Origin of the sequence: Ramlibacter sp. (assembly GCF_035655895.1) — a bacterium.
Taxonomy (GTDB): Bacteria; Pseudomonadota; Gammaproteobacteria; order Burkholderiales; family Burkholderiaceae_C; genus Ramlibacter.
In genome coordinates this window covers 1,017,899-1,044,493 of record NZ_DASRTN010000006.1, presented here as the reverse complement: position 1 = coordinate 1,044,493, position 26,595 = coordinate 1,017,899, and the positions used below count along the sequence as shown (strand labels likewise).

Here is a 26,595-nt window from a genome sequence, read left to right as displayed (position 1 = left end):
CCGGCCCTCACCTGAAGACGAAGCGCTTGTCGATCAGGTACTTCGCCTGGAAGCTCAGGGCCAGGCCCAGTGCCGCGCCCAGGTACTGGGCAGCAGGCGTCCTGAACAGGCGCCAGGCGCCGAACTCCACGATCCAGAAGATGGCCACGGTGAAAACGCTGGCCGTCGTGTAGTGCAGCAGCTTGTGCAGGTCGTGCAGGCCGGACACCGTCCTGTAGCCGAAGATCCAGCGCTTGTCCGCCACGTACTTGAACGGCAGCACGAGGCCGGTCGCCAGCAGCGCGGCCACCTCCACGGCGAACGGTCCGGCATCCACCGCCATCCAGGCCCGCTGCAGCGCCAGGTTGGCCAGGCTCGCGACCACCGCGATGGCGGTGTAGCGCGCGGCCACGGTGCCGCCGTTCATCAGGCCAGCTTCGCCGCCACGAAACAGGCGACGATGCCCAGGCCCACCAGCAGGCTGGTCAGGTCCTTGGCGGCGAACACCACCGGATCGTCGTCCACTTCGCCGCGGCTGGCCTTCATCCAGACCCAGCTGATCCAGAACAGCATCAGCAGCACCGCGCCCCACATCGCCTCGGGGCGGCGGTACAGGGCCCGGACCGTGTCGCCCTGCAGGTACAGCGACAGGATCACGACGGCGGCGTAGCCCGAGGCGATGCCGATCGCCTGGACGATGGCGACGTCCTGCGCGATGTAGCCGCGGCCGCGGATCGTCGCTTCCCGCCGGTCGCAGAGGGTGCGCAATTCCACGTAGCGCTTGACGAAGGCGAGCGAGAAGAACAGGAACACGGCGAACGCGAGCAGCCAGAACGACAGCTCGATCCCCGTGGCGGCGGCACCGGCGACGACGCGCAGGGTGTAGAGCAGGGCCAGCACGACGCAGTCGACCAGCAGCAGGCGCTTGAGGCGGGCCGAGTACGCCGCCGTCAGCGCCAGGTAGGCGGCCAGCCAGGCGGCGAAGTCGGCGCCCAGCCAGACCGCAAGCGAGAAGCCCGCCAGCATGAGCGCGGGCGCCAGGACCATCCCCGACGCGATCGGCAGCGCGCCGCTGGCGAACGGGCGATGGCGCTTGCGCGGATGGGCCCGGTCGCTCTCCAGGTCCATCAGGTCGTTGGCGACGTACACCCCCGAGGCGCACAGGCTGAAACTGACGAACGCGACCAGGGCGGCCGCGAGCAGCGCGGGATCGCCCAGCTGGTGCGCGGCAATGAGCGGAACGAACAGCAGGAGGTTCTTGATCCACTGGTGCACGCGCAGGGCCTTGCCGACCGTGCGCAGGCGCAGCGGCTCCCGGAACACGGCCAGCACTTCCGAGACCTGCGAGGCCCGTGCCGCGAGCGATGCGGACGGGCTGACCACCACGGCCGCATGCGCCGCGCCCCACACGTCGAGGTCGATGTCGGCGTTGCCCACGTAGTCGAACCCGCGCGGGCCGAATTCGCGCTCCAGGGCCCTGCGCTTGTTCGACCCGGCGAGGTTGATGCCATCGGCCGACACCAGCACCTGGTCGAAGATCCCGAGATGGTGCGCCACCGCGTGCGCGACCAGGCCGTCGGCTCCGGTGCAGAGCACCAGGCGGCGACCGGCGCTCTTCTGCTGCTTCAGCCACGCCAGCAGCGGCTCGTTGTAGGGGAGCGTCGCGGCATCGAAGCCGACCCGCGACGCGATCGCGTGCTTCAGGTGGGCCTTTCCCCGGGCCAGCCAGAACGGCAGCAGCAGCACGTCCAGCGGACGGGTGCGCAACAACGCGAGGGCCAGCTCGTGCAAGGTGTCGGTCCTGACGAGCGATCCGTCCAGATCGACGGCGATGGGCAACTGGGACATGGCGGGCCTGGTGGGTGGGTGGATCCGTCATCCGGCCGGCTGGCTGGAGGACGCCTGCCGGGACCGGAGCGCCGTCACGGCCGGCGTTGCAGCATTGGATGCGCGGCCCCCGTCGCCTGGAATAGCCATCTTGTCCCGCGCTCGCCTGGTCGGTCTGCACCGGCCGCAGCCAGGACCGCTCGACGCCGCGCCGGCAGGCCGCCCCCGCGCACCCCATGCCTGGCCGGTTTGTCCTAGTGACAGGACGAAAGGCTCTGGCCACCATGGCCGGCAGCGGTTCACGGGAGCCGTGACTGGAGTCGACCGCATGAAGCTGATGGTCCTGAGCACGCTCTACGCCCCCCACCAGGTGGGCGGCGCCGAGAAGATCGCGCAGATCCTGTCGGAAGAGCTGTCCACGCGCGGCCACGAGTGCGTGGTGGTCACCACCCGGCGCGATCCCGGCACCCGCAGCACCGTGCGCAACGGCGTGCGCATCCACCGCATCGGGCTGCGCAACGTGTACTGGCCGTACGGGGGCGAGCGGATCTCGCCCTGGCTCAAGCCCGCATGGCACCTGGTCAACCGGTACAACCCCGCCATGGGAGAGGAAGTGGGACGGCTGCTGGACCGGGAACGTCCGGACCTGGTGCACACGCATGCGCTCACCGGGTTCTCGCCGTCCGCGTGGGCGTCTGCCCACGCGCGCGGCATCCCGGTGGTGCACACCCTGCACGACTACTCGCTCGCCTGTCCGAAGGCCTCCATGTTCCGCGCCGGTGCCAACTGCGAGCGGCAGTGCGGGGGTTGCCGGGTCCTCACCCAGCCGGCCCGGGACCATTCGCAATCGGTGCAGGCGGTCGTCGGCGTGAGCCGCTTCACCCTGCAACGCCACCTGGACCTGGGCTACTTCACCGGCGCATCGATCCGGCAGGTCATCCACAACGGGCTCCCTGGCGAGGTCCGCCCGCCTCCGCGCGAACGGGCGCCGGGGCCCAGGCTGCGCCTCGGCTACGTGGGACGGCTGGTGCAACCCAAGGGGGTGGAAAGCCTGCTGCGCGTGATGCAGGCCCTGGATCCCCAGGCCTGCGAGCTGGTGGTCGCGGGCCGGGCAGGCCCCGGGGACGAACGCCGGCTGCGCCAGCTCGCGCCCGCGCACGTGACCTTCGCCGGCTTCATCGATCCGGACGAGCTCTACCGGCGCATCGACCTGCTGGTCGTGCCATCGCTCTGGGAGGATCCGCTGCCCACCACCGCCATCGAAGCGATGCGGCGCGGCGTGCCCGCGATCGTCTCCGACCGGGGCGGCCTGCCGGACATCGTGCTGGACGGCCAGACCGGCCGCGTGTACCGCGCCGGGGATCCGTCGGGCCTGCGCCGCGCGATCCAGGAGTTCGTCGACCGCCCCGCCCTCGCGGCCGCGATGGCGCCGCAGGCGCTGGCGCGCGCGCCCTACTTCGGGGTCGAGCGCATGGCACGCGAATACGAGGACGTCCTCGCCACGATCGCGGCGGCCGCGCCACCCAGCGCCGCCCGCAACGCCCTGCTACGCGCGCAGCCGGGGCCCTTGCAGCGCGCTGAAGGCAGCGCCGATCGCCAGCCCGAGCGCGGTGGCGAAGAAGGTCTCCTCCAGCATGGAGATGGAATGGCCGTACCCGTAGCCGATCACCAGGAGCGCGACCGACACCCGCGCCACGCCCGGCGGTGAACCGGCCACGACGGCGCGCAGCGCCAGTGCCGGCAGCGCGTAGTACACGATGCCTGCGATCCCAAAATCGACCAGGAGGAACACCGCGAGGCTGTCGCCCGGATTGAACCGGTGCGGGTGGAATCCGAACAACTGCGGCGTTCCGATACCGCCGAGCCCTGCGCCGAACACCCCCGCCATTCCCGGCGGCAGCAGCTCGAACGCCTCGGGCCACACCTGGCTGAAGCGCTCCCACGCCGAGTGGACCAGGTCCGGCCATTCCTGCGGGCGCACCCCGGCACCGACATCGAGGAGCAGGACCGTCGCGGGCAGCGCGAGGCCCAGCGCGCACAGCCCCTGGACCATCCACCGGCCCGCGCGGGCGTGGCCCGGGCCATCCGACGGGTAGGCGAGCCAGGCCGCGGCCAGCGGGAAGGCCAGCAGCATGCCCTTGCTGGTGGTGGCCAGGATGCCGGCGAAGACCAGGCACGCCAGGGCCAGGCGCAGCCACGGACGACGCAGCCACGCCATCGCGAGCAAGCCCGAGATGCCCGCGATCATCGCGGCGTTGAACGACGAACGCGCGAACCCCGGCAGCCGCTCGATGCCCCCCTCGAGCCACCATCGCCAGGTGGTGGCGACGGCGCCGAAGGCGGTGTCGTACTCCAGCCCCTCCCATGGCATGGGCCCGATGGCGAAGCACACGGCCAGGCCCGACAGCGTCACCGCGCACACCACCACCGCCCCGCGCAGCACGGAAGGCCAGCGGCGCTGCAGCAGCGGCCACATCGCCATGCCGTACAGCAGGTAGAGGAAGGTCTTGAACCCGAAGGCCACCTGGAATGGCGCCAGCCCGAGCAGGATCCCGGCCAGCGCATGGAGGACCAGCACCGAGCCGGCCACCAGGATCGGCAGGTCGAGCCACCGGTGCAGGACGAACGGCCGCAGGAGCAGCACGAGCACCGACCCGGCGGGGATCGCGTCCCGCAGGTACAGCAGGTTGGGCCAGCCCGAGAGCGCGGCCGCCCAGCGCAGCGGCCCCTCGACGACCAGCGTGGCGATGAACACGCACAGCAGCACCCGCAGGAGATGGTCGACGCCGGCGCTGGCCCCCGAGGCGCCCTGCGGCCAGGCCGGGCCGGCCGCCACCGGGTTGGCGAGCACGTCGGTGCTCAAGGTGCGCTCCATCGAGGCACCGGCCGACCCGGCGCGACGCGCCCGGTCATCGTCGGGGCCGGCCCGCGAAGGGACATCGGCATCGGGCAGGAGCAAGCCATGCCGCCAGTCTGGCGTGGCAGGAGCGGCGCAGGAACGGCCGTTTGGTCCCATGCAGGGGCAGGACAGTTGCCCGGGGTCCCGCCACCCGTGGGGTGCGTCCCGGGACAAAGCGACGATTGCGAGCGGCTGGCCCGCGACCGAAGAATCTGCACCCCGTCCACGAGCCGAGCACCGTCACCCATGCAGACGCCACTTCCCGCCCTTCCCAGCACGTCTGCCGGCATGCCCTGGCGCCTGCTGTCGACCGTCACGGCGCTGGATGCCGCGGCGGTGGTGCTGGCGTACCTGCTGGCGCTCCAGATCTGGTCGCGCCCCTCGCGGGCCGAGGATGCGATCTGCGTGGCGATCATGGTCCTGTTGTCGCTCCCGGGATCGGCCCCGTTCCGGCAGGCGTCGCCTGCACCCCTGGTGCGGCTCGTCCTGCGGTGGACGTTCCTGCTGCTCACGGCGATGGCCGTCGGGGCGGTCGCGGGCGAGCGACTGCAGGTGCCCAGGGCGCTCCTCGAGCCGCCATTCCTGCTGTCGTGGGGAGCGGTCGGGCTGTGCGCCGTCCTGCTGTCGCGCATCGCCGCGCCCCGCGTGCTGGGTTTCGTCGAGCGGCGCCGCAAGAACCGCAAGGTGGTCATCGTCGGCATCAACGAGGGCGCGGTGCAGCTGGGGCGGGCCATCCAGCTGGGCCTGGCGAGGGGACAGGAGCTGGCGGGCTACCTCGACGACCGCGTCCACGCCCGGGCGCCGCTGCCGGACGGCAGTGCCCGCGTGGGCCGGCTCTCCGAGCTGGGCGAATACGTCCGGCGGCACCACATCGACCGGATCTACGTGGCGCTGCCCATGTCCTCGTCGCCGCGGATGAAGGACCTCCTGCAGCAGACCCACGACACGACCGCGTCGGTCTACCTGATGCCGAACCTGTCGATGCTGGAGCCGATCCGCTGCGGCGTGTCGGTGCTGGCCGGGGTGCCGATGGTGGCGGTCTGCGAGTCGCCCTTCCACGGCGGGTTCGGCATCCTCAAGCGCGCCCTCGACCTGGGCCTGACCCTCGCGGCCATGCCCCTGCTCCTGCCCCTGCTGGGCGGAATCGCCCTGCTGGTGTGGGCCACGTCGGACGGCCCCGTCTTCTTCAAGCAGCGCCGCTTCGGCCTGGATGGCGAGGAGATCCTGGTGTGGAAGTTCCGCACCATGACCACCCTGGAAGACGGCTGCACGACCTACCGCCAGGCCACCACCGACGACGACCGCATCACGCCGGTGGGGCGGCTGCTGCGGCGGACGTCGCTGGACGAACTGCCGCAGTTCCTGAACGTCCTGATGGGGACGATGAGCATCGTCGGGCCGCGGCCGCACGCGCTCGCCGTGAACGACCAGTGCCGCAAGCTCATTCCGCGCTACATGCTGCGGCACAAGGTCAAGCCCGGCATCACCGGTTGGGCCCAGGTGAACGGGCTGCGCGGCGGCGACGACATCGTGGCGCTGCGGCGCCGCACCGAATGCGACCTCCAGTACCTGAACGCCTGGAGCGTGGGCCTGGACCTGCTGATCATCTGGAAGACGGCGGTGCTGCTGGTGCGGGGCGACAGCAACGCGTACTGAGACGGGGCGCAGCGGTGGCCCGCGAGCGTGCGGCGTCGATCTGCGCATCGGTGAGCAGCCCCCGCTGCGTGACCTCGGCACGCTCCTCGTGCGACAGCTCGCCACCCGCGACTGCCGCGGCAAGGTACAGGTGGGGCTTGGGCCGGCCGAGGCGGTGCACCAGGCCGAACCGGTTCTCGGGCGCGGGCTTGCGGGGTTCGTCCAGCAACTGGTAGAAGTGCACGGCCTCCACCACGGCCGCATCCTGCTGCTGCAGCTCCCCCAGGTGGCGCGAGAGGCTCTGGAGGCACGACTCCGTCCGGCTGCGCCCCGCCCGGTTCTCGTAGCGCCAGTCGTAGATCTCGCCGCAGTTGAATTCGTTGATGTGGACCGGCTTGCCGAAGGCGGCGAGCTGGGCCAGGGGGCCGCCCGGCCCGTACCAGTGGTCGTCCAGCAGGCTGCGCCCGCGCAGCCGGGGGTACACGTGGAAGCCGGTCACGTCCCACTGCACGCCCTGCCCGCGCATGAAGGAGAGGAATCCGAAGTCCCGCCCCACGGTGCCGAGGATGGTGCGCAGCGGAAGGCCCGAATCGGCGCGGATGTCGGCGACGGCGCGTGACATGCCGCGCAGGGCGGCCGCGAGCGAGGCGACACAGGCCTTGCCCTCGTAGGGCGCGGTCGCCAGGCCCGCCGAGTTCCACGGGACTTCCCGCTCGATCTCGGGGCGGCGCTGGGCTTCGTTCAGCAGCTCGAAGTCATGGACCAGGTCCTTGACCTGGTGGACGGCCGCCGCCGCCTCCCGGTAGGCGCCCTGCTCCACCCGTTCCAGGTCCGGGTCGCAGCCGTGGTCCCACTGGTGCGAGGTCTGCAGCACGACCTGGACCTCGCCGCCGTTGCCCCTCACCCGGCGCGCGAAGTCGCGAAGCCCGGCCAGGTCGTCGCCGGTGATCAGGTCGACGCGCGCGCTGCGGAAATTGCGCTGCTCCATCAGGGCCGCCACGGCTTCGTTGAGTTCCGGCTCGTGGCGGCTGTTGATGCCGAACTCGACGGCGTCGGCACCGGACGCCAGCGTGGCCAGCGTGAGCGCCAGGAAAGAGGCAGGGATCGTCATCGCGGTGTCCATGGGGAGGTCGGCGCATCATGACCGCCGCGCGCCTTGCGGTGCGCGCCGGCGCATGCGCCGGGAGGCCCGGATCGGCCTGGCCGGGCGCTCCCACGAGGGCCGGGCCATCTGTCCTAGAGACATCGGCCGGCCGCAGCCCGATGATGACCAGCAGTGGCGCCGCTGTCGGCGCGCAGGAGGTCCGGATGTCCTTCGAGCGATTCGTCGAGGTGCTGCGCGCACGGTGGAAGCTGGCGCTGGCGATCTGGCTTGCCGTGGTGAGTGCGGCGGCGCTCGTCTCCGTCGTGGCTGCGCCGCAATACACGGCCACCGCGGCGATGATGGTCGAGCCCCGCACGCCGGACCCGCTGCTCGGCGGCCCCATCCCGACCGGCATGCCCAACCATCTGCCGACCGAGATCGAGGTGGTGCGCAGCGAGCGCGTGGCGCTGTCGGTCGTCGGGATGCTGAAGCTGCAGGACGATCCCCGATGGCGCGCGCGCTGGATCGCCAGGACCGAGGGCCAGGGCTCGTTCGAGCACTGGCTGGCCGGGGAACTGGTGCGCAAGCTGGACGTGCGGCCCACGCGCGAATCGAACGTGATGACCGTCTCCTTCACCGCGCCGCGCGGCGACACCGCCGCGCAGGTCGCCAACGCGGTCACCCAGGCCTACATTCGCAACGCGGCCTCGATGCAGCAGGAGCCCGCGCGGCAATACAACGCGCGCTTCGACGAGCTGTCCACGCGCCTGCGCGGCGAGCTGGAGCAGGCGCAGGCGAAGCTGGCGGCCTACCAGCGCGCGCACGGGATCGTCAGCACGGACGACCGGCTGGACGTCGAGAACACCCGGCTGGCGGAGCTGAGCTCGCACGTGGCGATCCTCCAGGCCGCAGCCGCCGACGCGCAGGAACGCCGGCGCCAGTCGACTACCAATCCGGACGGCTTCGGCGACGTGCAGCGCAGCCCGACCGTCTTCGCCCTGACCAACGAAGTGGCCCGCCAGGAGCAATGGCTCACGGAGCAGTTGTCCCGGCGGGGTGAGCAGCATCCGGACGTGCAGGAGGCCCGGCAGGCGCTGGCCGGCCTGCGCACGCGGCTGGAGGCCGCCACCCGGCGCGCCACCGAAGGAATCGGGATCGAGAGCCGCATGGCGAGCGACCGGCTCGCCCAGGCCCGGCAGGCGCTGGAGCAGCAGCGTGCGACGCTGCTGGCGCTGCGGGCCGAGCGCAACGGCGCGCAGGTGCTGCAGCGCGAAGTCGACAACGCGCAGCGGGCGTACGACGCCGTCCTCCTGCGGGCGAGCCAGACCACGGTCGAAGCGGGGGCCGTGCGCGCGACGGTCTCGATCCTGAAATCGGCGACCGCGCCGCTCGCCCCGAGCTGGCCGCGCGCCGGGTTGAACATCGCCGCGGCCGCGGTCGCGGGTCTCCTGCTCGCGCTGTTCGCGGCGCTCTGGCGCGAATCGTGGAACCGCCGGCTGCGCGTGGCGGCCGACGTGACCCACCAGCTGGGCCAGTCCCTGCTGGTGGTCCTGCCCGACTCGGGTGCGCGGCAACACCAGCTCGCGCTGGGCTTCCAGGGAAGGTGACCGACATGAGAGCGTTCAATGCCGAACCGGCCGGCGGGCTGACCGCTGGCGGCGACAAACCCTTCGATGGAGGCGCCGACCCGCTGGACGACCCCTCGCGGCGGCGCGGCGATGGGGGCCAGGTCGACATGGAGCGCGTGCTGCGCCGGCAGCGCCGGCTCAGCCTGAGCTACGCGGACGCACCGGGCGAGCTGGCCCTCGAGAGGACCCGCGTCCCGGATGCACTGGCCCGGCATTTGCGCACACCGGTGCCGTCGCCCTGCCCGTACCAGGGCGACCCCGAGCTGGTGGTGGCGGCCGATCCCTTCGGCGAGGCAGCCGAGGTGTTCCGCGAGCTGCGCATCCAGCTGGCGGCCAAGGCGCTGGAGCGCAAGACGAAGGTGGCGCTGGCCGTGGTCGGTCCGGGCCGCCGGGACGGCAAGAGCTACCTGGCCGCCAACCTCGCGGCCAGCTTCGGCCAACTCGGAGGCCGCACGCTCCTGGTCGATGCCGACCTGCGCAGCCCGCGGCTGCACCGGCTGCTCGGCATGGAGGACCTGGAGGGTCTGAGCAGCATCCTGCGGGGCGACGGTGGCCACTCGCTGGTGCAGCCGGTGCCGCAGGTGCCCGGCCTGTTCTTCCTGCCGGCCGGAACGGTGCCGCCCAATCCGGTCGAACTGCTCCAGAGCCCGCGCCTCAGCCTGCTGGTGTTCGAGATGCTGCTCGCGTTCGACCACGTGGTGGTGGACACGCCGGCCGACGCCTGCGGTCCCGACGCCCGCCTGGTGGCGGCGACGGCCGGCGCGGCGCTGGTCGTCGGTCGCAAGGATTGCAGCACCATGGACGATCTGCGCACGCTGCTGGCCAAGCTGGGGCAGCAGCAGGTGGAAGTGGCCGGGATGGTGATGAACCAGCATCGCTCCTGAGCACCGGGCAACGGGTTGCCAGCGCGCCTCGGCCCTGCGGGTCGAGGGGGCGGTCGAGGCGGCCAGGGCCGCTTCGAACCGCCGGCACAGTCACCGTCAATGCGCCTCGGTCTGCCGGCCCAGATCGTTCCGGGCCGCGTAGGCGTACAGGTCGAGCCGGTTGTTCACCTGTAGCTTCCGGTAAATCGAGGTGAGATGGTTTCGCAAAGTGTGCGAGCTGATGGACAGCCGGCTGGCGATCACCTTGGCCGGAACCGATGTGTCGGCGACGAGGGCTGCGATCGCCTCGCGCTCGCGCCCGGTGAGCGTTGCGATCCGGATGCCTTCGGGGTTCTCGCGCTGTGCGGCCTTGTGGCGCACGATGTGCATGAACATCCGGCTCGTGGCGCCGCGGTCCAGCCACAGCTCGCCCTGGTGGACCCGCTCGATGGCCGTCAGCAGGGTCGCCGGCGGATCGCTCTTGCGGACGATGCCGTGGAGCCCTGCCAGCAGCGCCGGGTCGAGCGCGCCGGTGTCACGCAGGTTGGTGACGACCAGCACGCGCAGGATGCGGCCCGACACGAACTGCACCAGGTCCGGGACCTCGGTCCGATCCTCCAGGTCCACCACCAGGACGTCCGCCTGGTGCACCAGTTCGTCCTGGGCGTCCTTGAACCCGGCGGCGGTGCCGACCCAGCGCAGGTGCGGGGATGCGCTGACCAGCTGCTGCAAGGCCCAGCCCATCATGGTGGAAGCGATCAGGGCAACGCGGATGCTTTTCTGGTCAACCATTTCCATGGTGCAGCTCTCTGTGTGTTGATCGTCTTCTCATGTTAGGCGCCCGCTGGCCTAGCAAGGAACTCTTTCATCCGATTACGCGTTTGCACCGGAACTTGCAATGGCCGGACAGCAAGAGCAACGGGACAGCACAGGAGAAAGCACCCGGAGGAAGGCACCGCAACCGCCGATGCCCCGGGACGCGAAACGCGCGCAGACTTGCCCATGGCTTTGCATGACCGGCGCGCCAGCGTGCGCGAACCGCTGCGGCTGCCCGTGCGGTGGCAGGACGGGCGTCGGGGCTGGACGCGGGACGTGTCGCCCGACGGCCTCTACGTGTACCTCGCGGGCAGCCACATCCTCCACCGGTGGTGCGCGCTGGAGATCGGCTTCCGGCAGGCACGGCTGCGGTTCCGTGCCCTCGCGAAGGTGCTGCGCGTCGAGTACGGCCGCGGCGTCACCGGGGTCGCGTTGCAGCTGCACGCGAGGCGCTTCGACGCCGCGCGTTGACCCCGCTGGCGGCCCTCACCGACAGGATGGCCCCCGGTCGGACGCTCAGCCCGGCCCGGGCGCGCGGTCGAAGACCTGGCTCGCCGGGTTCGGCACGATCCAGTCGAGCCTGCTCTCGCAGAAGATGTCCATCGTCGGGGCGTGGGGCCGCGGATCGTCGGCGGTCCCGGCATAGACCATCGCCAGGCCCCGGTAGGTCACCGGGTTGGCGTTGTAGACGGGCGTGCCGCAGCTCCCGCAGAAGTGACGCGTCGTCCGCTCGGTGGCCTGGAAGGTGCGCAGCTGCGGCTCGCCCGTGACGATGCGCAAGTCCTTCGCGCGCGCGACGAGGTAGACCGAGAACGGCGATCCGGTCATGCGGCGACAGAGGTTGCAGTGGCAGGCGACCACCTGCAAGGGTGCCGCTGCGACCTCGTAGCGCACCTGGCCACAGGCGCAGCCGCCGTGAAATGCTCGCATCAGGCCCTGCCGCTTGCTCGATGATTCCGTCGTGGCCCTGGCGCCATCCGCATCCGCATCCAGGTCCCGGTCCCGATCCCGATCCCGATCCCGATCCCGATCCCGATCACAGGGACGAGAAGCCCGGATTGAAGACGACCTCCCACAGGTGGCCGTCCGGGTCCTGGAAATAGCCGGCGTAGCCGCCATAGAAGGTGGCCTGCCCCGGCTTCACGACGGTCGCCCCGGCACGTCCGGCCTGCCGCAGGATCTCGTCGACTTCCTGGGCCGAGGCGACGTTGTGCCCCAGCGAGCACCCCGGTGGATGCGCGGGGCCGATCGCGAGGCCGCTGTCGGCGGCCAGGCTCCTGCGCGGCCAGAGCGCCAGCTTCAGCCCCGGTTGCAGGTCGAAGAAGGCAACCGCGCCGTTCTCGAGCTCCGCGCCGACGATTCCACGGGTCGGAAAGCCGAGGCCGTCGCGGTAGAAGGCGATCGAACGTTCCAGGTCGTCGACACCCAGGGTCAGGACGCTGATGCTTGGATGCATGGATGCTCCTTGGACAAGCTGCGGCCGGCCGCTCCCGGTCGCATGGGTCGCCGGTGGGCCTTCATTCCACGACCAGCGAATAGGTCACGGCCTGCAGCATGCTGGGCAGTGCGCCGCCGAAGTTGAGCGTGTGCCGGCCGGGCGGCAGCGGCTGGAGCATCACGTAGTAGCCATTGGCCGCGGCCGGGTAGACCCGGATCCGCTCGGGCGTGCGCGCGCCGATGTCGAAGCAGCCCCGGGTCGCCAGGCGATGCCGGTGCAGGTCGCCGTGGCGCACGCCGTCGATCTCCAGGACCAGCGCCGACACGCCCTCGGTGATGCTCGCCGCGCTGCTGGCGACGGCCTCGCAACTGGTCGCCCTGTCCGGACGGCGCACGACCACGTAGTTGATCAGAGGGAAGAACAGGTACTTGCCCCGGGGCACCCGGCAGGTCCGCACCGTCCGCTGCGTCCCGTAGGTGCCGGCCAGGAACCACACGTCGCCGGACTGCCCGCTGCCGCACAGCGCGCCGGTGCGATCGGCGACCGGGCTTTCCTCCCGGTCGAAGGAGCCGGCCCATTCCCACCAGCGCTGGGACCAGTCCGCCTGCGAAACCCCGGCCACGGAGGCGTCGGGTGGCACGACGACCGGCGCGTCGGCCATGGCGTTGGTCGCGCCGACCAGCACGACGAAGAGGGACAGGAACCGGGAGAGGATGCGCATCGGGGCTGCGGCAGTCGCAAGAGGAAGCGACCTTATCCACCCGCGGCGCCAGAGGCAAGGCGGGCCGGCGGAACTGTTGCGTCGATGACGACGTGCCCGCCGCACCCGGCGCACCCGGCCAGGGCGGTCCTGGCCACCAGGGCGGATTCAGGGAAGCCAGGGGGGCAGCCGGACGACGGGATCCGCCGCGGGCATCGGTCGCCGGCCGTCCGCCTGCGGCCACTGCGACCGACCGGCGCAACCGCCGCCGGGAGGCGGCGGCCCTCGTCTCAGCGCGGCTTGCGGGGCGCCACCTTGGCGCCGCCGGCCTTCAGGCCCGGCGCCTTGGCGCTGCCCGTCACCCGGGGCGGCAATCCCGTGTGCTGGGTCAGCAGCTTGCCGCGTGGCGGCTGGCCGCCAGGCGTCGAGTTCTTGCGGCGTGCGCTCGTGTAGCCGCCGTCCGTCACCGGCTGGAAGGTCGGGATCAGGTGGTGCTTGCCGTTGCCGATCAGGTCGGCGCGGCCCATGGCCTTGAGCGCGTCGCGCAGCAGGGGCCAGTTGTTCGGGTCGTGGTAGCGCAGGAACGCCTTGTGCAGGCGCCGGCGCTTCTCGCCGCGCACGATGTCGACCACGTCTTCGGGCGTGCCCTCGCGGCGCACCTTGCGCAGCGTGTTGCGGCCCGAGTGGTACATCGCCGTGGCCGTGGCCATGGGGCTGGGGTAGAAGGTCTGCACCTGGTCGGCGCGGAACCCGTTGCGCTTGAGCCAGAGCGCCAGGTTCATCATGTCCTCGTCGCTGGTGCCGGGATGCGCCGCGATGAAGTACGGGATGAGGTACTGCTTCTTGCCCGCTTCGGCCGAGTACTTCTCGAACATCGTCTTGAAGCGGTCGTAGGTGCCGATGCCGGGCTTCATCATCTTCGACAGCGGCCCGCCCTCGGTGTGCTCGGGCGCGATCTTCAGATAGCCGCCGACGTGGTGCTGCACCAGCTCCTTCACGTACTCGGGCGACTGCACCGCCAGGTCGTAGCGCAGCCCGGAACCGATCAGGATCTTCTTGATCCCCTTGAGGGCCCGCGCCCGCCGGTACATGTTGATCAGGTGCCGGTGGTCGGTGTTCAGGTTCTGGCAGATGCCGGGGTACACGCAGCTGGGCTTGCGGCAGGCGGCCTCGATCTCGGGCGTCTTGCAGCCGATGCGGTACATGTTGGCGGTCGGTCCGCCCAGATCCGAGATGACGCCCGTGAAGCCGGGCACCTTGTCGCGGATCTCCTCGATCTCGCGGATCACCGAGTCTTCGCTGCGGCTCTGGATGATGCGGCCCTCGTGCTCGGTGATCGAGCAGAAGGTGCACCCGCCGAAGCAGCCCCGCATGATGTTCACGCTGAAGCGGATCATCTCCCAGGCCGGGATCTTGGTCGCGCCGTCATGGCTGCCGTTCTCGTCCGCGTAGGCCGGGTGCGGGCTGCGCGCATACGGCAGGCCGAACACGTGGTCCATCTCGGCGGTCGTCAGCGGAATCGGCGGCGGGTTGATCCAGACGTCGCGGTCGCCGTGCGCCTGCACCAGCGCCCGCGCGTTGCCGGGGTTGGTCTCCAGGTGCAGCACGCGGTTGGCATGCGCGTACAGCACCGGATCGGACTTGACCTGGTCGTACGAGGGCAGCCGGATCACCGTGCGGTCGCGGTTGAGGCGGATGCGCGGGTTCGGCACGAATGCCAGGGGCTGGACCGCCGGGGCGGGCTCCACGGTCCCCGTGCCCTCCTCCTTGGCGCAGGTCTCGCCCTGGGCCTTGGCCTGGTCGGACACCGTCAGGTAGGGGTTGATGTGCTCCTCGACGCGGCCGGGCTGGTCGACCTCGGTCGAGTCGATCTGCAGCCAGCCCTCGGGCGTCTCGCGGCGGATGAACGCGGTGCCGCGCACGTCGGTGATCTGCGCGACCGGCTCCTTGGCCGCCAGCCGGTGCGCGATCTCCACGATCGCCCGCTCGGCATTGCCGTAGAGCAGCAGGTCGCACTTGGCATCCACCAGGATCGAGCGGCGCACCTTGTCCGACCAGTAGTCGTAGTGCGCGATGCGGCGCAGGCTGCCCTCGATGCCGCCCATCACGATGGGGACATCGTTGAACGCCTCGCGGCAGCGCTGCGAATAGACCAGCGAAGCGCGGTCGGGGCGCTTGCCGCCGACATCGCCGGGCGTGTAGGCGTCGTCGCTGCGGATCTTCCGGTCGGCGGTGTACCGGTTGATCATCGAGTCCATGTTGCCGGCAGTGACGCCGAAGAACAGGTTGGGCTTGCCGAGTGCCTTGAACGGCTCGGCCGACTGCCAGTCGGGCTGGGCGATGATGCCCACGCGGAAGCCCTGGGCCTCCAGCACGCGGCCGATCACCGCCATGCCGAAGCTCGGGTGGTCGACGTAGGCGTCACCGGTGACGACGATGATGTCGCAGCTGTCCCAGCCGAGCTTGTCCATCTCCTCGCGCGACATCGGCAGGAACGGCGCCGTGCCGAAACGCGCAGCCCAGTGCCGCCGATAGCTGGTGATCGGCTTGGCAGCGCGCGCGAACAGGGAAACGTCGACGGGGGCGTTCACAGGGAGGGGGACTGGGGGGAACCCGGCATTCTACGGGGCAGCCCCTGGCGGCGCCTCCAGCGCATCCGGTGCCCCTGCGCGCGCAAGGGCACTGTGCGCCGCAGCAGCGGCTCTTGCGCCGAAGGCGCGCCACCTCCGGCGCGTGCCGCCTACTTGTCCTTGGGCAGCTTGCCCCGGGCGGCTTCCAGCTCCCAGGGGCTGTCCTCGACGTTGGGCCCGTCCGGGTAGCTCTGCGGCCCTTTCGCGATGCCGGGGCGTGCCTGGCCGCCCTGGACGCCGGCGGGCATGTCGGGGGCGGCCTGCTCGAGGATGTCGTTGCCGGCGGGCGGATCGTCCTGCGAGGCGTCTTCGCCCATCGTCTTGTTGGTCGGGTCGCCGTTGTGGTTCTCGTTGCTGCCGTGGGCCGGACCCCGGCCGATGCTGGTGCTGGTGCTGCTCATGCGGTGGTCTCCGATGCGGGGATGCCAGCGACTCTAGGAGCGGCGCCACGGCGTGGCTGTAGGCCCACGGCTACGATGCGCCGATGGATGCGACCTGTTCCACCCCCCTGCCCAGTGCGGCGACCGACGTGCTGGCCTTCTGGGCCGAGGCCGGGCGCGCGCGCTGGTTCCGCAAGGACGAGGCGTTCGACCGCGCCTTCCGCGAGCGCTTCCTCGCGGCACACGAGGAAGCGGCCCGCGGCGCGCTGGATGGCTGGGCCGGCACGCCGGACGGCGCGCTCGCGCTGCTGATCCTGCTCGACCAGTTCCCGCGCAATGCCTTCCGCGGCAGCGCCCGCATGTTTGCCACCGACGCGCTGGCGCGCGTGGTGGCCGAGCGCGCGATCGCCGCCGGCCACGACGCGGCGCTGCCCGACCACGACCTGCGCAACTTCGTCTACCTCCCGCTCATGCATTCCGAGTGGCTGCCCGACCAGGACCGCGCCCTGCAGCTGTGCAGCGCCCTGGCCAACGACGCGTCGCGCCATGCCGGCATCCACCGCGACATCGTGGCGCGCTTCGGCCGCTTCCCGCACCGCAACGCCCTGCTCGGGCGGCGGACGACCGCGCAGGAACAGGCCTTCCTCGACGGCGGCGGCTTCGCGGGCTGACCGTCCCGTCCGGGACCGCGGCGGAGGATCCCTTCCGCGTTGAACGCGATGCGGCGTTCGCCGGCAAGCTCGGCCACCACCCTGGAGCCACTGGCGCCACGCCCGCAGCTGCCGGTCGCGACCTCAGCGCCGGACGGGCTGCGCGCGGCGACGGGAAGCAAGCCGACAGCGGCGCACCCGCCGGCTGCGCACACTGGATCGGGAAGGACCCTCTCCATGCGCATCCACCACCTCAACTGCATTTCCACCTGCCCGGCCGGCGGCCACCTGATGGACGGCCGCACGCCCGGCGTGCTCACCCGCGGGCAACTCTGCTGCCACTGCCTGCTGCTGGAGACCGACGACGGCCTGGTGCTGGTGGACACCGGCCTCGGCCTGCGCGACGTGGCCTCGCCGCGGACCCGCCTGTCTGCCTTCTTCCTCGCGCTGGTCAAGCCGGACCTCCGCGAGGAGATGACCGCGGCCCGCCAGATCGAGCAGCTGGGCTACCGGCGCAGCGACGTGCGGCACATCGTGATGACCCATCTGGATTTCGACCATGCCGGCGGGCTCGACGATTTCCCGGACGCGTCGGTCCACATGCTCGCGGTCGAGCGTGACTACGCGGTGATGCAGAAGACGTGGATGGACCGCCAGCGCTTCCGGCCGCAGCAATGGGGCACCCGGCCGCAGTGGCGTGTCTACGGAACCGAGCGCGGCGAGCGCTGGTTCGGCTTCGACGCGGTGAGCAGCCTGGCGGGCCTGCCGCCCGACGTGCTGCTGGTGCCGCTGCCGGGCCACACGCACGGGCATGCGGGCGTGGCCGTGCGCGGGCCCGACGGCCGCTGGCTGCTGCAGGCCGGCGATGCCTACTTCCACTACCGCGAGATGGACCTGGAGCGGCCCTGGTGCACCCCGGGGCTGCGGCTGTACCAGACCATGCTGGAGAAGGACCGCAAGGCGCGGCTGGCCAACCAGCAGCGCCTGCGCGAGCTGCGGCGCGACCATGGCCACGAGGTGACGATCTGCTGCGGGCACGATCCGGTGGAGTTCGAGCTGCTCACCGGCCACGCCATGAACGCGCCGGTGGCGGCGCACCTGCCGCGCGGCTGGGCCGCGGCGCACTGAAGCGGGCGGCCAGCGCCCACCGCGTCAGCGCGATCTGCGGGCGCGCGCGGCCTTCGGCCCCGGGCTGCTGGCGCGCTGCAGCTCCAGCCGCACCCAGGTCGGGGCGTGGTCGCTCGCATGCGGCTGGCCGCGCACCCAGGCGTCCACGCCGGCGTCGGCCAGGCAGGGCGCGAGCACGCGGTTGAGCAGCAGGTGGTCGATGCGCAGCCCCGCGTTGCGGTCCCAGTGCTGGCGGAAGTAGTCCCAGAAGGTGTAGACGGCAGCGTCCGGATGCAGGTGCCGCAGCGAATCGGTCCAGCCCTGCGCGAGCAGCCGCTGGTAGCAGGCACGGCTCTCCGGCTGCAGCAGCGCGTCCTTCTTCCAGGACCGCGGGTTGTAGATGTCGGCGTCGGTGGGCACCACGTTGAAGTCGCCGGCCAGGATCACCGGGTGCCCGTTGTCCACCAGGCTGGCCGCGTGCGTGATCAGCCGTTCGAACCAGGCGAGCTTGTAGTCGAACTTGGGCCCGGGCTGCGGATTGCCGTTGGGCAGATAGAGGCAGGCGACCACCACGCCCCCGACCGCCGCCTCGAGGTAGCGGCTGTGCTCGTCCTCCGGGTCGCCAGGCAGCTCACGGCGGATCTCCAGCGGCTCGCCGTCGCGGCTGAGGATCGCCACGCCGTTCCAGGAGCGCTGCCCCTTCCAGAGCGACTGGTAACCTGCCTCGCGCAGCTCGCGCGCGGGAAAGGCGGTGTCCAGGGCCTTGAGCTCCTGCAGGCAGACGACGTCGGGCCGCTCGCGGTCAAGCCACTCCAGCAGGTTGGGCAGGCGGGTCTTGATGCCGTTGACGTTGAAGGTGGCGATCTTCATGCCCGGCCGATCTTGGCGCGCGGACCCGAGCGGGGCCGTAGGACCGCGTCCCGGGGAGGTGGCGTCCTACGGCGGTCGCGTGGGCCCGCTGCGTACAGTGGACGCTCGCCAGGAGATGCGATGAACGATCCCGAGGAACACAGCGCCCCCGCGGCGCAGCCCGACGTGCTGGGCGAGGAAGCGCGCAACACCGGCACCCTGGAGGGCCTCACCGGGGAAGGCGGCAGCGACGCCCAGTCCCGTCCCGGCACGCCGCGCCCGCGCGGCCAGTCCGACGACGAGGCCAGGCCCGGCCGGGACGAGAACCAGGCCGGCTTCCTCAAGGACGAGGACAAGCGCGAGTCGCCCTGAAGCGGGCGCGCTGCCCTGGCATCACTTCACCCGGCTGCGGCGGAAGGCTTCGGCGCCGCCGCTGCCACCGCCGTCGGGGAAATCATGCGGATCGAGCTTGCCGCGCCGCTTCTGCGGCGCCTCCACGATGGTGCTGGCGCTGTTCTCGCCATGGTCCGGCTTGGCCGGGGCCGACGTGGTCTGGTCGGGCGCGCGCCGGGCGCGCGTCGGGCTGGTGTCCTGCTTGGAAGGCATGCCGGGATGGTCGCGCCGCCGCCCGGGTCGCGGAGTAGTCCCGGCCTGCGCATCGGCGTAGGAGCGCATGGCACAACCGCGGCGCCGCGACGCCCCCCGGAACGCCTGCGCTGCAGGGTGCCGTTCGCCGTGGTTCTCGCCTTCGCCTGGTTCGTCGGCGGCGCAGCCGCGCAGCAGGACCCGCTCAAGTCCGCCGACTGCGGGCGCGCGCTCGCCGCGCTGGAGTCCGCCCGCGCCGATCCCGCGGCCGGCACTGCCGCCGTCGAGGCCCGGCGTGCCGCCGCCACCCGCGCGTGCCTCGGCGGCACCGGCGCCGCCGAGCGGCCGCCGCCCACCGCCCGCGCGCCGGTGGTGGTGCCGCCGCCCGTGATCGCCATGCCCGAAGCGGCGCGGCCCCGGCCGCCGGTGGTGCCGCGACCGCCCGCGCCGCCGCCCTTCATCACGGCCTGCGATGCCGGCGGCTGCTGGGACAGCAACGGCACCCGCCTGAACCGGGCCGGACCCCAGCTGATCGGCCCAACGGGCGCCTGCACCGTCGTCGGCCAGGCGGTGCGCTGCCCTTGAGCCAGCCGCCGGCGTGCAGGCCCTGCTGACACCGATTGCAAGAGCAGGCCTACGCCAGCCGGGCGGCGGCCGTGGCGCAATGGCCCCATCCACACAGGAGCAGTCAACGCATGGGCAACAAGATCGTCACCGAGGCGGACCGCCGCCGCAGTCCCGCACCCAAGGCCAGCGCCGGCTACACGCCCCCGCGCAGTTCGACCGGACAGAAGATCAGCCAGGAACGCGGCACGTCCACCCGCAACAAGAAGAACCCGGGCAAGCGGCCGCACCAGGGCGGCTGAACCACACCACAGGAGCCACCATGCAACTCGACATCTATCGCCGTCCCGAGCCCGAACACAAGCTGTCCTACCTGGCGGTGCCCGCCGGCCAGCCGATCCCGCAGGAAGCCGACAACGTCGACTGGCGGCTGGTCGCCACCGCGACGGAGCTGGACGTGCACCAGCCGCTGACCGAGTACGGCATCGACGATGCCAGCCACCAGATCGAGGAGAAGGGCTACGCCATCACCAGCGTGACCCACCAGGTCGAAGCGGGCGACTGAGCCCGGCCGCCGGCCCGGCGTGCACGTGCACGTGGCGCCGGTCCGCGCGCCATGTGGCGCAGGCGGCCCTGATCAGCCGCCGGCTGCGCGCCGGCGGACAAGCGCCGTGCAGCGCTACCATGGCGGCCATGCAGTACACCGTGGCCGTGCGCGCCCTGTGCGAGTTCACCGCCAAGGCCGGCGACCTCGACCTGCGGTTCACGCCCTCCCCCACCGCCCAGGAAGGCATCGCGGGCCACGCGACGGTCACGGCATCGCGCGGCGCCGGCTACGAACGTGAACTGTCGCTCGAAGGCCGCTTCGAGGACCTGCGCGTGCGCGGCCGCGCCGACGGCTACGACGCCCTGCGCAACCGGCTGGAGGAAATCAAGACCCACCGAGGCGATCTCGCCCGCCAGCCGGCCAACCACCGCCACCTGCACTGGGCGCAGGCCCGGGTCTACGGCTGGCTCCTGTGCGAAGCGCGGGACCTGCCGCAGATCACGCTGGCACTGGTGTACTTCGACATCGCGACCCAGAAGGAGACGGTGCTCGAGGAAGTCCAGGACCGCGCGTCGCTGCGCGCCTTCTTCGAGACACAGTGCGGGCTGTTCCTGGCGTGGGCGCGGCAGGAAATGGCGCACCGGCGCGACCGCGACGCCGCGCTCTCGGCGCTGGGTTTTCCACATCCGCAGTTCCGCGAGGGCCAGCGCGAACTGGCCGAGTCGGCCTACAAGGCCGCCGCCCAGGGCCGCTGCCTGCTGGCCCAGGCACCCACCGGCATCGGCAAGACGGTCGGCACGCTGTTCCCGGTGCTCAAGGCCTGCCCGGGCCGCGAGATCGACAAGCTGTTCTTCCTGGCGGCCAAGACCCCCGGGCGGCAGCTCGCGCTGGACGCGCTGGAGGTCATCGTTGCGGCCGATCCGCGGCTTCGCCTGCGCACCCTGGAGCTGACCGCGCGCGACAAAGCCTGCGAGCACCCCGACAAGGCCTGCCATGGCGAGTCGTGCCCGCTGGCGCGCGGCTTCTACGACCGGCTGCCCGCCGCCCGCGCCGAGGCCCTCGCGGCCGGCGGCATGGAGGGCACCGCACTGCGGGCGGTGGCCCTGCGGCACCAGGTCTGTCCCTACTACCTGTCGCAGGAACTGGCGCGCTGGGCCGACGTGGTGGTGGGCGACTACAACTACTTCTTCGACGGCAACGCGATGCTGCAGGCCTTCGTCGCGGACAACGGCTGGCGCGTGGCCGTGCTGGTGGACGAAGCGCACAACCTGGTGGACCGCGGGCGCCAGATGTACACCGCCGAACTCGCGCTGCCCGCGCTGCGCGCCGCGCGCACGGCCGCGCCGGCGCCGGTGCGGCGCGCGCTGGACCGGCTGCGCCGGGCCTGGGGCGAGTTGCCCACCGATGCTGGCGCCGGGTATGCCGTGCTGGAGGAGATTCCCGGCGGCTGGCTGAACGCACTGCAGAAGGCGTCCGCCGCGATGGCCGACCACCTGAACCAGTCGCCGCACGAGCCGCCCGGTGCGCTGCAGCAGTTCCACTTCGAGGTGCTGGCCATGCTGCGCCTGGCGGAGGCGTTCGGCGACCACTCGGTGTTCGACGTCACGGTGCGGCCCGGCCTGCGCGGCCCGGAGGCGGTGCCGTGCATCCGCAACCTGATCCCGGCGCCGTTCCTGCGGCCGCGCTTCGAAGCGGCGCATGCCGCAGTGCTGTTCTCCGCGACGCTCAGCCCCGCCGGCTTCTACCGCGACACGCTCGGCCTGCCGGACGACGCCGTCTGGGTGGACGTGGCCTCGCCGTTCCGCGCCGAGCAGCTCTCGGTGCAGGTCGTGCGCAACATCTCGACCCGCTGGGCCGATCGCGACCGCTCGCTCGCGCCCATCGCGCAGCTGATCGCCCGCCACTACGACCGGCAGCCGGGCAACTACCTCGCCTTCTTCAGCAGCTTCGACTACCTGCAGCGGGTGGCGGCGCTGCTGCGCGAAGGGCATCCGGCACTGCCGGTGTTCGAGCAGTCGCCGGCGATGCCGGAGGCGCAGCGGCGCGAGTTCATCGGCCGGTTCGTGCCGGGAGGCCGCGCGATCGGCTTTGCGGTGCTGGGCGGCAGCTTCGGCGAAGGCATCGACCTGCCGGGCGATCGCCTGGTGGGCGCCTTCATCGCCACGCTGGGGCTGCCCCAGGTGAATCCGGTGAACGAGGAGATGCGCCGACGGATGGGACGCGCATTCGGCGCCGGGTACGACTACACGTACCTGTATCCCGGCATCCGCAAGGTGGTGCAGGCGGCCGGTCGCGTGATCCGCACGCGCGAGGACCGGGGGACCGTGGTGCTGATCGACGACCGTTTCGACCGGCCGGAAGTCCGGGCCCTGCTGCCCGGGTGGTGGCGGGTGCAGCTGGCGCCACCCGCGCGCGCCTCGGGCGCCTGACCGCGGCCGGCGCCTGGCCCGGCCGGGCCGGGAACCCGGGGCGGCGTCCTACAGGAGGCGCCCGCGACCGGGCCAAAGATGGCCCGGCGGGAACAGCCTCACTGCGACGCGCCGCTGCTGCCCGAGGCGCCGCCGGCACTGCCCGGGCCGCTGCCGCCGGAGCCGCTGGGCGAGCCGCTCATGCTGCCGGGCGTGCTGCCCGACGTGGCGCCGCCACCCGAGGCGCTCCCCGACGTGCCGCTGGTGGACCGGTTGGCCGACGAGCCCATGGAGCTCGTCGATCCCGTCGAGCTGCTGGCGCCCGAGGAGTTGCCCATGCCGGACGACATGCGGGAATCGGCGGCGCAGCCGGCGACCATGGCGGCCGCGAGCCCCAGGCCCAGCAGCGTGGAAAGACGTGCAACTTTCGATTGGATGACCATGAGAACTCCTGGATGGATGGGAACGACAGCGCGAGGATCGGCGCTGTCCGAGCGTGGCAATCCCCGTGCCCGACCGCAGCGGGAGGCCGCATGACGCCGGTGGACCTTGGCCGCCGTGCCCTCGGCGCGGTCCTGCTGGCCGCGGGCTGGCCTCGCGCGGCGACCAGCCAGCCCGCCGGCGCCGGCGCCCGCGTGGGCATCGTGCTGATGCACGGCATCGGCGGCTCGGCCGCCGCCATGGCGTCGCTGGCCGACCGCTTGCGGCAGCCCGGCTGGTCGGTCGCGAACCTGGACATGCCGTGGTCGCAGGCCGGCGCCTTCGCCCAGCCGGTCGAGGCGGCGGAGCGGCAGGTGCTGGCGGCGCTCGACAAGCTGCGCCGCGAGGGCGCCGAGCGGCTCGTGCTCGCCGGCTTCAGCCTGGGCGGCCTGTTCGCGGCCCACATGGCCGGCCGCGCCAGGGTCGACGGCCTGGTGGCGATCGCACCCAACGGCGGCAGCGACATGAAGAAGCTGGACGACCAGCTGGCCCGCGCCCGCGAACTGATCGCGCAGGGGCGGGGGAACGAACGCACGACCCTGGACGACGCCGACGTGGTGAGCCCGGCCCGCTGGCCGATCCAGGGCACGGTGCCCGCCGCGTACGTCACCTGGTACGACCCCCAGGGCACGATGAACTGGGGGGGCATCTGGAGCCGGCTGCGGCCCGGCACGCCCGTGCTGCTGGTGGTGCCGACGCGGGACCTCGCGAACCTGCGCGAGCGCAAGCAGCAGCTCTGGCAGGGGCTCCCGCCCCATCCCGGCAACCGGCTCTACGAGCCGCGCACCGACCATCTCGGCGCGCCCCGGGCGTCGGCCGAGGAAGCCGTGGAGTGGATCCGCGACGTGGTGGCCGCCCCGGCCGCGCGCTGACAGCCGGACTGTAGGCCCTGCCCCACGGCTGCCCGCGACCTCGGCTTGCTTGCCTGGCGCGCCGCGGCGCCTACCTTGGCTGGACATGTTCACCAACCAAGGAGCAGACATGAACACCGACCAGGTCAAGGGCAAGCTGAAGGAAGCCGCCGGCGAGGCGCAGGAGCAAGTGGGCAAGGCGACCGGCAACACGGACCAGGAAGTCCGCGGTCACGCGCACGAGCAGGAAGGCAAGGTCCAGAAGAAGGTGGGCGACCTGAAGGACGGCGTCGACAAGATCGTGCGCAAGCCGTAACGGCTTGCGCCACCGCGCGCGGGTCAGCCCCGCGGGCTGCCGTGCAGCTGCGCCAGCAGGTCGAGCGCCCGCTGCCGCAGCTGCTCCGCGAGCAGCGCGCGCACCTCGCCCGCACCCGCAACCGCGCCCGGACGGGCCAGGCGCAGCAGGTCGCGCAGTGCCGCGCGATGCGGCTCCACGACGTCGTGCACGGCGCCTTCCCACCCCCCCGCCCCCAGGACATCGGAACGCCCGGCATGGGCCGCCGCGAGATAGCGCACGAGCGCCAGCTCCACCAGGGCCAGCCACTGCGCTTCGTCGACCATCACCAGCGAGCTGCCCGCTTCCGCCGCCCTGTTCTTCCATGCGGCGGCTGCCAGGGCGGCACCGCCGCCCACCAGGGCGCCCAGCGCGCTGGCCGCACCCAGCGTCAGGCCGCCGGTGAGCAGATCCACGGTCGCCCCCATGGCCGCACCGCTGGCGGCCCCGGCGAGGCCGGCCTGTGGTTCGTGGACCGCCTGGTGCACACGGAAGCGATCCGGCCACGCGTCCCCCACCAGTCCGCCACCACGGCGCACCGCTGCGTGCAGCGCCAGCAGGCGTGCATCCACGGCCTGCTGGCGCTCGCGCAGGCGCGCCAGCAGCGCCGCCATGGCTTCGCGACGGGCTTCCTGGCCGGCTTCGCGTTCCCCCCGCACCACCAGTTGGCGCACCCCCAGCGGCAGCAGCGCAAGCGGTTGCGACTCGCGGGCGGCGTCGACGAGTTCATCGGCCAGCAGCCGTGCGGCCTGCTCCAGCCGGTGGTCCGCGTGGCGCTGCCAGGCGCTCACCAGGCGCTCGACGCCGGGCGCCAGGTACGGCGGCAGCAACCGGGCCATCGCGGCACGCAGGCGCGCGTCGCCGTGCCAGGTGGCCAGGCTGGCCTGCGCCAGCACGTCGCCGCGCACGCCGTTGGCACGCAGCGCCCGCTCCAGGCCCGCCTCGCTGCCCATCGCCGGCAGGAGCAGCACCGGGCGGCCGAGCGTTTGCAGCGCGGGCAAGGCACTCTCGAGATCGGCGGCGCGGTCGCCCGACACGAGCAGCAGGTCCGCCTCTTCGCCTTGCGCCGCCTCGCTGCGCCGCCCGAACCGGGGCAGCCAGCGCGGGCCGGACGGGCCCGCCGTCCAGTCCGCCAGCAGCGCATCGAGCGTGGCTTCGCGGCACACCAGGGCATCGCCGCGCAGCGTGGTCAGCACCGTGCGGGCCAGGCCTTGCGCCGACGGCTCCCCTCCAGCTTGCCGCAGGACCTGCCGCAGCACCCGTGCATCGGCATCGCCGACGGTCACCAGGACGAGCCGCACCCGCGCCGGACTGACGCGACCGAGCACCGCGCTGAAATAGGATGAGTCGAGTGCGATGCGCACGCGCCGCGCGAGCTGGCGCTGCCGCCAGGCCGCCCACGCCGCCAAGAGCGCGCGCGGCGCGATCACCACCACGGCCAGCAGCCCGAGGTACAGGCCGACCCAGCGGCGGGCCTCGAGCCGGTCGACCGGCAGCCCAGAGCCGAAGTGCAGCCGCGCCAGTTCCTGCTGCGTGAACGGCTCCAGCGGCAGCAGGGCGACCACCGGCGCGAACAGCACGCGCAGGAAGGCGTGCACCTGCGGCAGGTCCAGCAGCGTGCTCTCCCAGCCGACCCGGTATTCGCGCACCAGGCCGCCGACCACGATCGACAGCGCGACGCCGATGGCCCAGGCGGCGGCGCTGGTGTGCAGGATCCGGCGCCAGCGCTGCCCTTCGAGCGCGCCGGCCACCTGCCACCAGCGCACGCCGAACGCGCGCACCACGTCGGCCCGGAGCGCGCCGGTGCGCCCTGCCCCGATGCGCTGCAGCCAGGGCAGCCAGGCGGGCGGCGGTGCGTCGCTCGGGCGGCGCGGACGCAGGGCGACCGCCAGCAGCCCGAGGTAGACCACCATGTTCCACAGCAGGAAAGCCAGCAGTGGCGGCGACAGCAGGTTCACCTGGCGCGGGTTGTCGATGCGGTCGATGAAGCCCCCGAGCACCAGCGCCGCCAACGGCAGCAGCCAGCCCACCCAGGGCTGCCATGCGGGCGGGGTGGCCAGCGCCGCCAGGCGGGGTTGCCGGTGCGCCAGCAGGTCCAGGAAGCGATCAGCCCGCGCGAGCAGCCACGCCTTCGGATCCAGCCGCTGGCCGACGGCAGGATCGCCGGTGACCGTCAACGCGTCCTGGTCGATCCGTTCGCGTTCGACCAGGCCCACCAGGCGGCCTTCGCGGTCGACGCTGTCGACGGCCTCCACCAGCAGCAGGCGGCGCGCTGCTGCTTCATCCAGCAGCAGGTGGTCGGGGATGGGGTCGTCGGTGGGCAAGCGGCCATTCTAGGAAC

The 26,595-nt window shown here is 72.2% G+C and carries 27 protein-coding genes; 14 read left to right on the top strand and 13 right to left on the bottom strand.

The features are described from left to right. Nucleotides 1-7 precede the first annotated feature (7 nt). Together VFE82_RS07995 and VFE82_RS07990 are read right to left on the bottom strand one after the other, a co-directional pair. The gene (locus VFE82_RS07995; RefSeq protein ID WP_324999727.1) at nucleotides 8-406 is read right to left on the bottom strand and encodes a GtrA family protein; all 399 of its coding nucleotides are present in this window, start codon (nucleotides 404-406) and stop codon (nucleotides 8-10) included. Then, entirely contained in the window at nucleotides 406-1,827 is a 1,422-nt protein-coding gene (locus VFE82_RS07990) for a UbiA family prenyltransferase (RefSeq protein WP_324999726.1), read from the bottom strand. The genes VFE82_RS07995 and VFE82_RS07990 overlap by 1 nt, the downstream gene beginning before the upstream one ends. Before the next feature lie 307 nt (nucleotides 1,828-2,134). Here VFE82_RS07990 and VFE82_RS07985 point away from each other — a divergent pair, with 307 nt between their 5' ends. Together VFE82_RS07985 and VFE82_RS07980 are read left to right on the top strand one after the other, a co-directional pair. Beyond that, a complete protein-coding gene (locus VFE82_RS07985; RefSeq protein ID WP_324999725.1) occupies nucleotides 2,135-3,514 on the top strand; it encodes a glycosyltransferase family 4 protein in 1,380 nt (459 codons plus the stop codon). Nucleotides 3,515-4,993: 1,479 nt separating this feature from the next. Next, nucleotides 4,994-6,361, top strand: coding sequence for an exopolysaccharide biosynthesis polyprenyl glycosylphosphotransferase (locus VFE82_RS07980; protein ID WP_324999724.1), 1,368 nt, complete (start codon nucleotides 4,994-4,996; stop codon nucleotides 6,359-6,361). Here VFE82_RS07980 and VFE82_RS07975 read toward each other — a convergent pair. Then, the gene (locus VFE82_RS07975) at nucleotides 6,309-7,451 is read right to left on the bottom strand and encodes a hypothetical protein (RefSeq protein ID WP_324999723.1); all 1,143 of its coding nucleotides are present in this window, start codon (nucleotides 7,449-7,451) and stop codon (nucleotides 6,309-6,311) included. The two genes, VFE82_RS07980 and VFE82_RS07975, sit on opposite strands and share 53 nt — an antisense overlap. A gap of 197 nt (nucleotides 7,452-7,648) precedes the next feature. Here VFE82_RS07975 and VFE82_RS07970 point away from each other — a divergent pair, with 197 nt between their 5' ends. Further along, entirely contained in the window at nucleotides 7,649-9,031 is a 1,383-nt protein-coding gene (locus tag VFE82_RS07970) for a GNVR domain-containing protein (RefSeq protein ID WP_324999722.1), read from the top strand. A gap of 5 nt (nucleotides 9,032-9,036) precedes the next feature. Next, nucleotides 9,037-9,936 carry a CpsD/CapB family tyrosine-protein kinase gene (locus VFE82_RS07965; protein WP_324999721.1) on the top strand — a complete coding sequence of 300 codons (900 nt, stop codon included), beginning with the start codon at nucleotides 9,037-9,039 and terminating at the stop codon, nucleotides 9,934-9,936. 96 nt (nucleotides 9,937-10,032) lie between these two features. Here the strand turns inward: VFE82_RS07965 and VFE82_RS07960 are convergent, their stop codons facing one another. Continuing rightward, the gene (locus tag VFE82_RS07960; RefSeq protein WP_324999720.1) at nucleotides 10,033-10,707 is read right to left on the bottom strand and encodes a response regulator transcription factor; all 675 of its coding nucleotides are present in this window, start codon (nucleotides 10,705-10,707) and stop codon (nucleotides 10,033-10,035) included. Nucleotides 10,708-10,917: 210 nt separating this feature from the next. Between VFE82_RS07960 and VFE82_RS07955 the strand changes: the two genes are divergently transcribed. Next, nucleotides 10,918-11,202, top strand: coding sequence for a hypothetical protein (locus VFE82_RS07955; protein ID WP_324999719.1), 285 nt, complete (start codon nucleotides 10,918-10,920; stop codon nucleotides 11,200-11,202). Nucleotides 11,203-11,247: 45 nt separating this feature from the next. On the opposite strand, the gene VFE82_RS07950 is transcribed toward VFE82_RS07955, so the two are convergent. From VFE82_RS07950 to VFE82_RS07930, 5 genes are all read right to left on the bottom strand, one after another. Then, nucleotides 11,248-11,661 (bottom strand): GFA family protein, encoded by a 414-nt coding sequence (locus tag VFE82_RS07950; RefSeq protein WP_324999718.1) that lies wholly within the window; start codon nucleotides 11,659-11,661, stop codon nucleotides 11,248-11,250. A 106-nt stretch (nucleotides 11,662-11,767) separates the two neighbouring features. Next, nucleotides 11,768-12,187: a VOC family protein gene (locus tag VFE82_RS07945; RefSeq protein WP_324999717.1), complete on the bottom strand. Its 420-nt coding sequence runs from the start codon at nucleotides 12,185-12,187 to the stop codon at nucleotides 11,768-11,770. Between the two features lie 61 nt (nucleotides 12,188-12,248). Further along, nucleotides 12,249-12,890, bottom strand: a complete 642-nt coding sequence (locus VFE82_RS07940) for a hypothetical protein (protein ID WP_324999716.1) — start codon at nucleotides 12,888-12,890, stop codon at nucleotides 12,249-12,251. Between the two features lie 269 nt (nucleotides 12,891-13,159). Next, nucleotides 13,160-15,460, bottom strand: coding sequence for a YgiQ family radical SAM protein (locus VFE82_RS07935; protein WP_324999715.1), 2,301 nt, complete (start codon nucleotides 15,458-15,460; stop codon nucleotides 13,160-13,162). A gap of 149 nt (nucleotides 15,461-15,609) precedes the next feature. Beyond that, the gene (locus VFE82_RS07930) at nucleotides 15,610-15,900 is read right to left on the bottom strand and encodes a hypothetical protein (RefSeq protein ID WP_324999714.1); all 291 of its coding nucleotides are present in this window, start codon (nucleotides 15,898-15,900) and stop codon (nucleotides 15,610-15,612) included. An 83-nt stretch (nucleotides 15,901-15,983) separates the two neighbouring features. On the opposite strand from VFE82_RS07930, the gene VFE82_RS07925 reads away from it, so the two are divergent. Then, nucleotides 15,984-16,550 (top strand): DUF924 family protein, encoded by a 567-nt coding sequence (locus VFE82_RS07925; protein WP_324999713.1) that lies wholly within the window; start codon nucleotides 15,984-15,986, stop codon nucleotides 16,548-16,550. Between the two features lie 216 nt (nucleotides 16,551-16,766). Continuing rightward, the gene (locus VFE82_RS07920; RefSeq protein ID WP_324999712.1) at nucleotides 16,767-17,657 is read left to right on the top strand and encodes an MBL fold metallo-hydrolase; all 891 of its coding nucleotides are present in this window, start codon (nucleotides 16,767-16,769) and stop codon (nucleotides 17,655-17,657) included. Between the two features lie 24 nt (nucleotides 17,658-17,681). On the opposite strand, the gene VFE82_RS07915 is transcribed toward VFE82_RS07920, so the two are convergent. Next, on the bottom strand, nucleotides 17,682-18,506 hold the full coding sequence (locus tag VFE82_RS07915; protein WP_324999711.1) for an exodeoxyribonuclease III: 825 nt from the start codon (nucleotides 18,504-18,506) through the stop codon (nucleotides 17,682-17,684). A gap of 120 nt (nucleotides 18,507-18,626) precedes the next feature. On the opposite strand from VFE82_RS07915, the gene VFE82_RS07910 reads away from it, so the two are divergent. Continuing rightward, nucleotides 18,627-18,857: a hypothetical protein gene (locus VFE82_RS07910; protein ID WP_324999710.1), complete on the top strand. Its 231-nt coding sequence runs from the start codon at nucleotides 18,627-18,629 to the stop codon at nucleotides 18,855-18,857. A gap of 21 nt (nucleotides 18,858-18,878) precedes the next feature. On the opposite strand, the gene VFE82_RS07905 is transcribed toward VFE82_RS07910, so the two are convergent. Beyond that, the gene (locus tag VFE82_RS07905; protein WP_324999709.1) at nucleotides 18,879-19,091 is read right to left on the bottom strand and encodes a hypothetical protein; all 213 of its coding nucleotides are present in this window, start codon (nucleotides 19,089-19,091) and stop codon (nucleotides 18,879-18,881) included. Nucleotides 19,092-19,220: 129 nt separating this feature from the next. Between VFE82_RS07905 and VFE82_RS07900 the strand changes: the two genes are divergently transcribed. The 4 genes from VFE82_RS07900 to VFE82_RS07885 all read left to right on the top strand — a co-directional run bounded on the left by VFE82_RS07900 (nucleotide 19,221) and on the right by VFE82_RS07885 (nucleotide 22,610). Beyond that, nucleotides 19,221-19,655, top strand: coding sequence for a hypothetical protein (locus VFE82_RS07900; protein WP_324999708.1), 435 nt, complete (start codon nucleotides 19,221-19,223; stop codon nucleotides 19,653-19,655). A gap of 110 nt (nucleotides 19,656-19,765) precedes the next feature. After that, complete coding sequence (locus tag VFE82_RS07895; RefSeq protein ID WP_324999707.1) at nucleotides 19,766-19,936, top strand: hypothetical protein; 171 nt, start codon at nucleotides 19,766-19,768, stop codon at nucleotides 19,934-19,936. Nucleotides 19,937-19,956: 20 nt separating this feature from the next. Further along, nucleotides 19,957-20,199 (top strand): DUF6139 family protein, encoded by a 243-nt coding sequence (locus tag VFE82_RS07890; RefSeq protein WP_324999706.1) that lies wholly within the window; start codon nucleotides 19,957-19,959, stop codon nucleotides 20,197-20,199. Nucleotides 20,200-20,327: 128 nt separating this feature from the next. Next, nucleotides 20,328-22,610 carry an ATP-dependent DNA helicase gene (locus tag VFE82_RS07885; RefSeq protein WP_324999705.1) on the top strand — a complete coding sequence of 761 codons (2,283 nt, stop codon included), beginning with the start codon at nucleotides 20,328-20,330 and terminating at the stop codon, nucleotides 22,608-22,610. A gap of 98 nt (nucleotides 22,611-22,708) precedes the next feature. Here the strand turns inward: VFE82_RS07885 and VFE82_RS07880 are convergent, their stop codons facing one another. Then, the gene (locus VFE82_RS07880) at nucleotides 22,709-23,032 is read right to left on the bottom strand and encodes a hypothetical protein (RefSeq protein WP_324999704.1); all 324 of its coding nucleotides are present in this window, start codon (nucleotides 23,030-23,032) and stop codon (nucleotides 22,709-22,711) included. A 90-nt stretch (nucleotides 23,033-23,122) separates the two neighbouring features. Between VFE82_RS07880 and VFE82_RS07875 the strand changes: the two genes are divergently transcribed. Together VFE82_RS07875 and VFE82_RS07870 are read left to right on the top strand one after the other, a co-directional pair. Then, on the top strand, nucleotides 23,123-23,941 hold the full coding sequence (locus tag VFE82_RS07875) for an esterase/lipase family protein (protein ID WP_324999703.1): 819 nt from the start codon (nucleotides 23,123-23,125) through the stop codon (nucleotides 23,939-23,941). A 109-nt stretch (nucleotides 23,942-24,050) separates the two neighbouring features. Next, a complete protein-coding gene (locus VFE82_RS07870) occupies nucleotides 24,051-24,236 on the top strand; it encodes a CsbD family protein (RefSeq protein WP_324999702.1) in 186 nt (61 codons plus the stop codon). Nucleotides 24,237-24,259: 23 nt separating this feature from the next. On the opposite strand, the gene VFE82_RS07865 is transcribed toward VFE82_RS07870, so the two are convergent. Continuing rightward, on the bottom strand, nucleotides 24,260-26,578 hold the full coding sequence (locus tag VFE82_RS07865; RefSeq protein ID WP_324999701.1) for a DUF3482 domain-containing protein: 2,319 nt from the start codon (nucleotides 26,576-26,578) through the stop codon (nucleotides 24,260-24,262). Nucleotides 26,579-26,595: the final 17 nt, after the last annotated feature.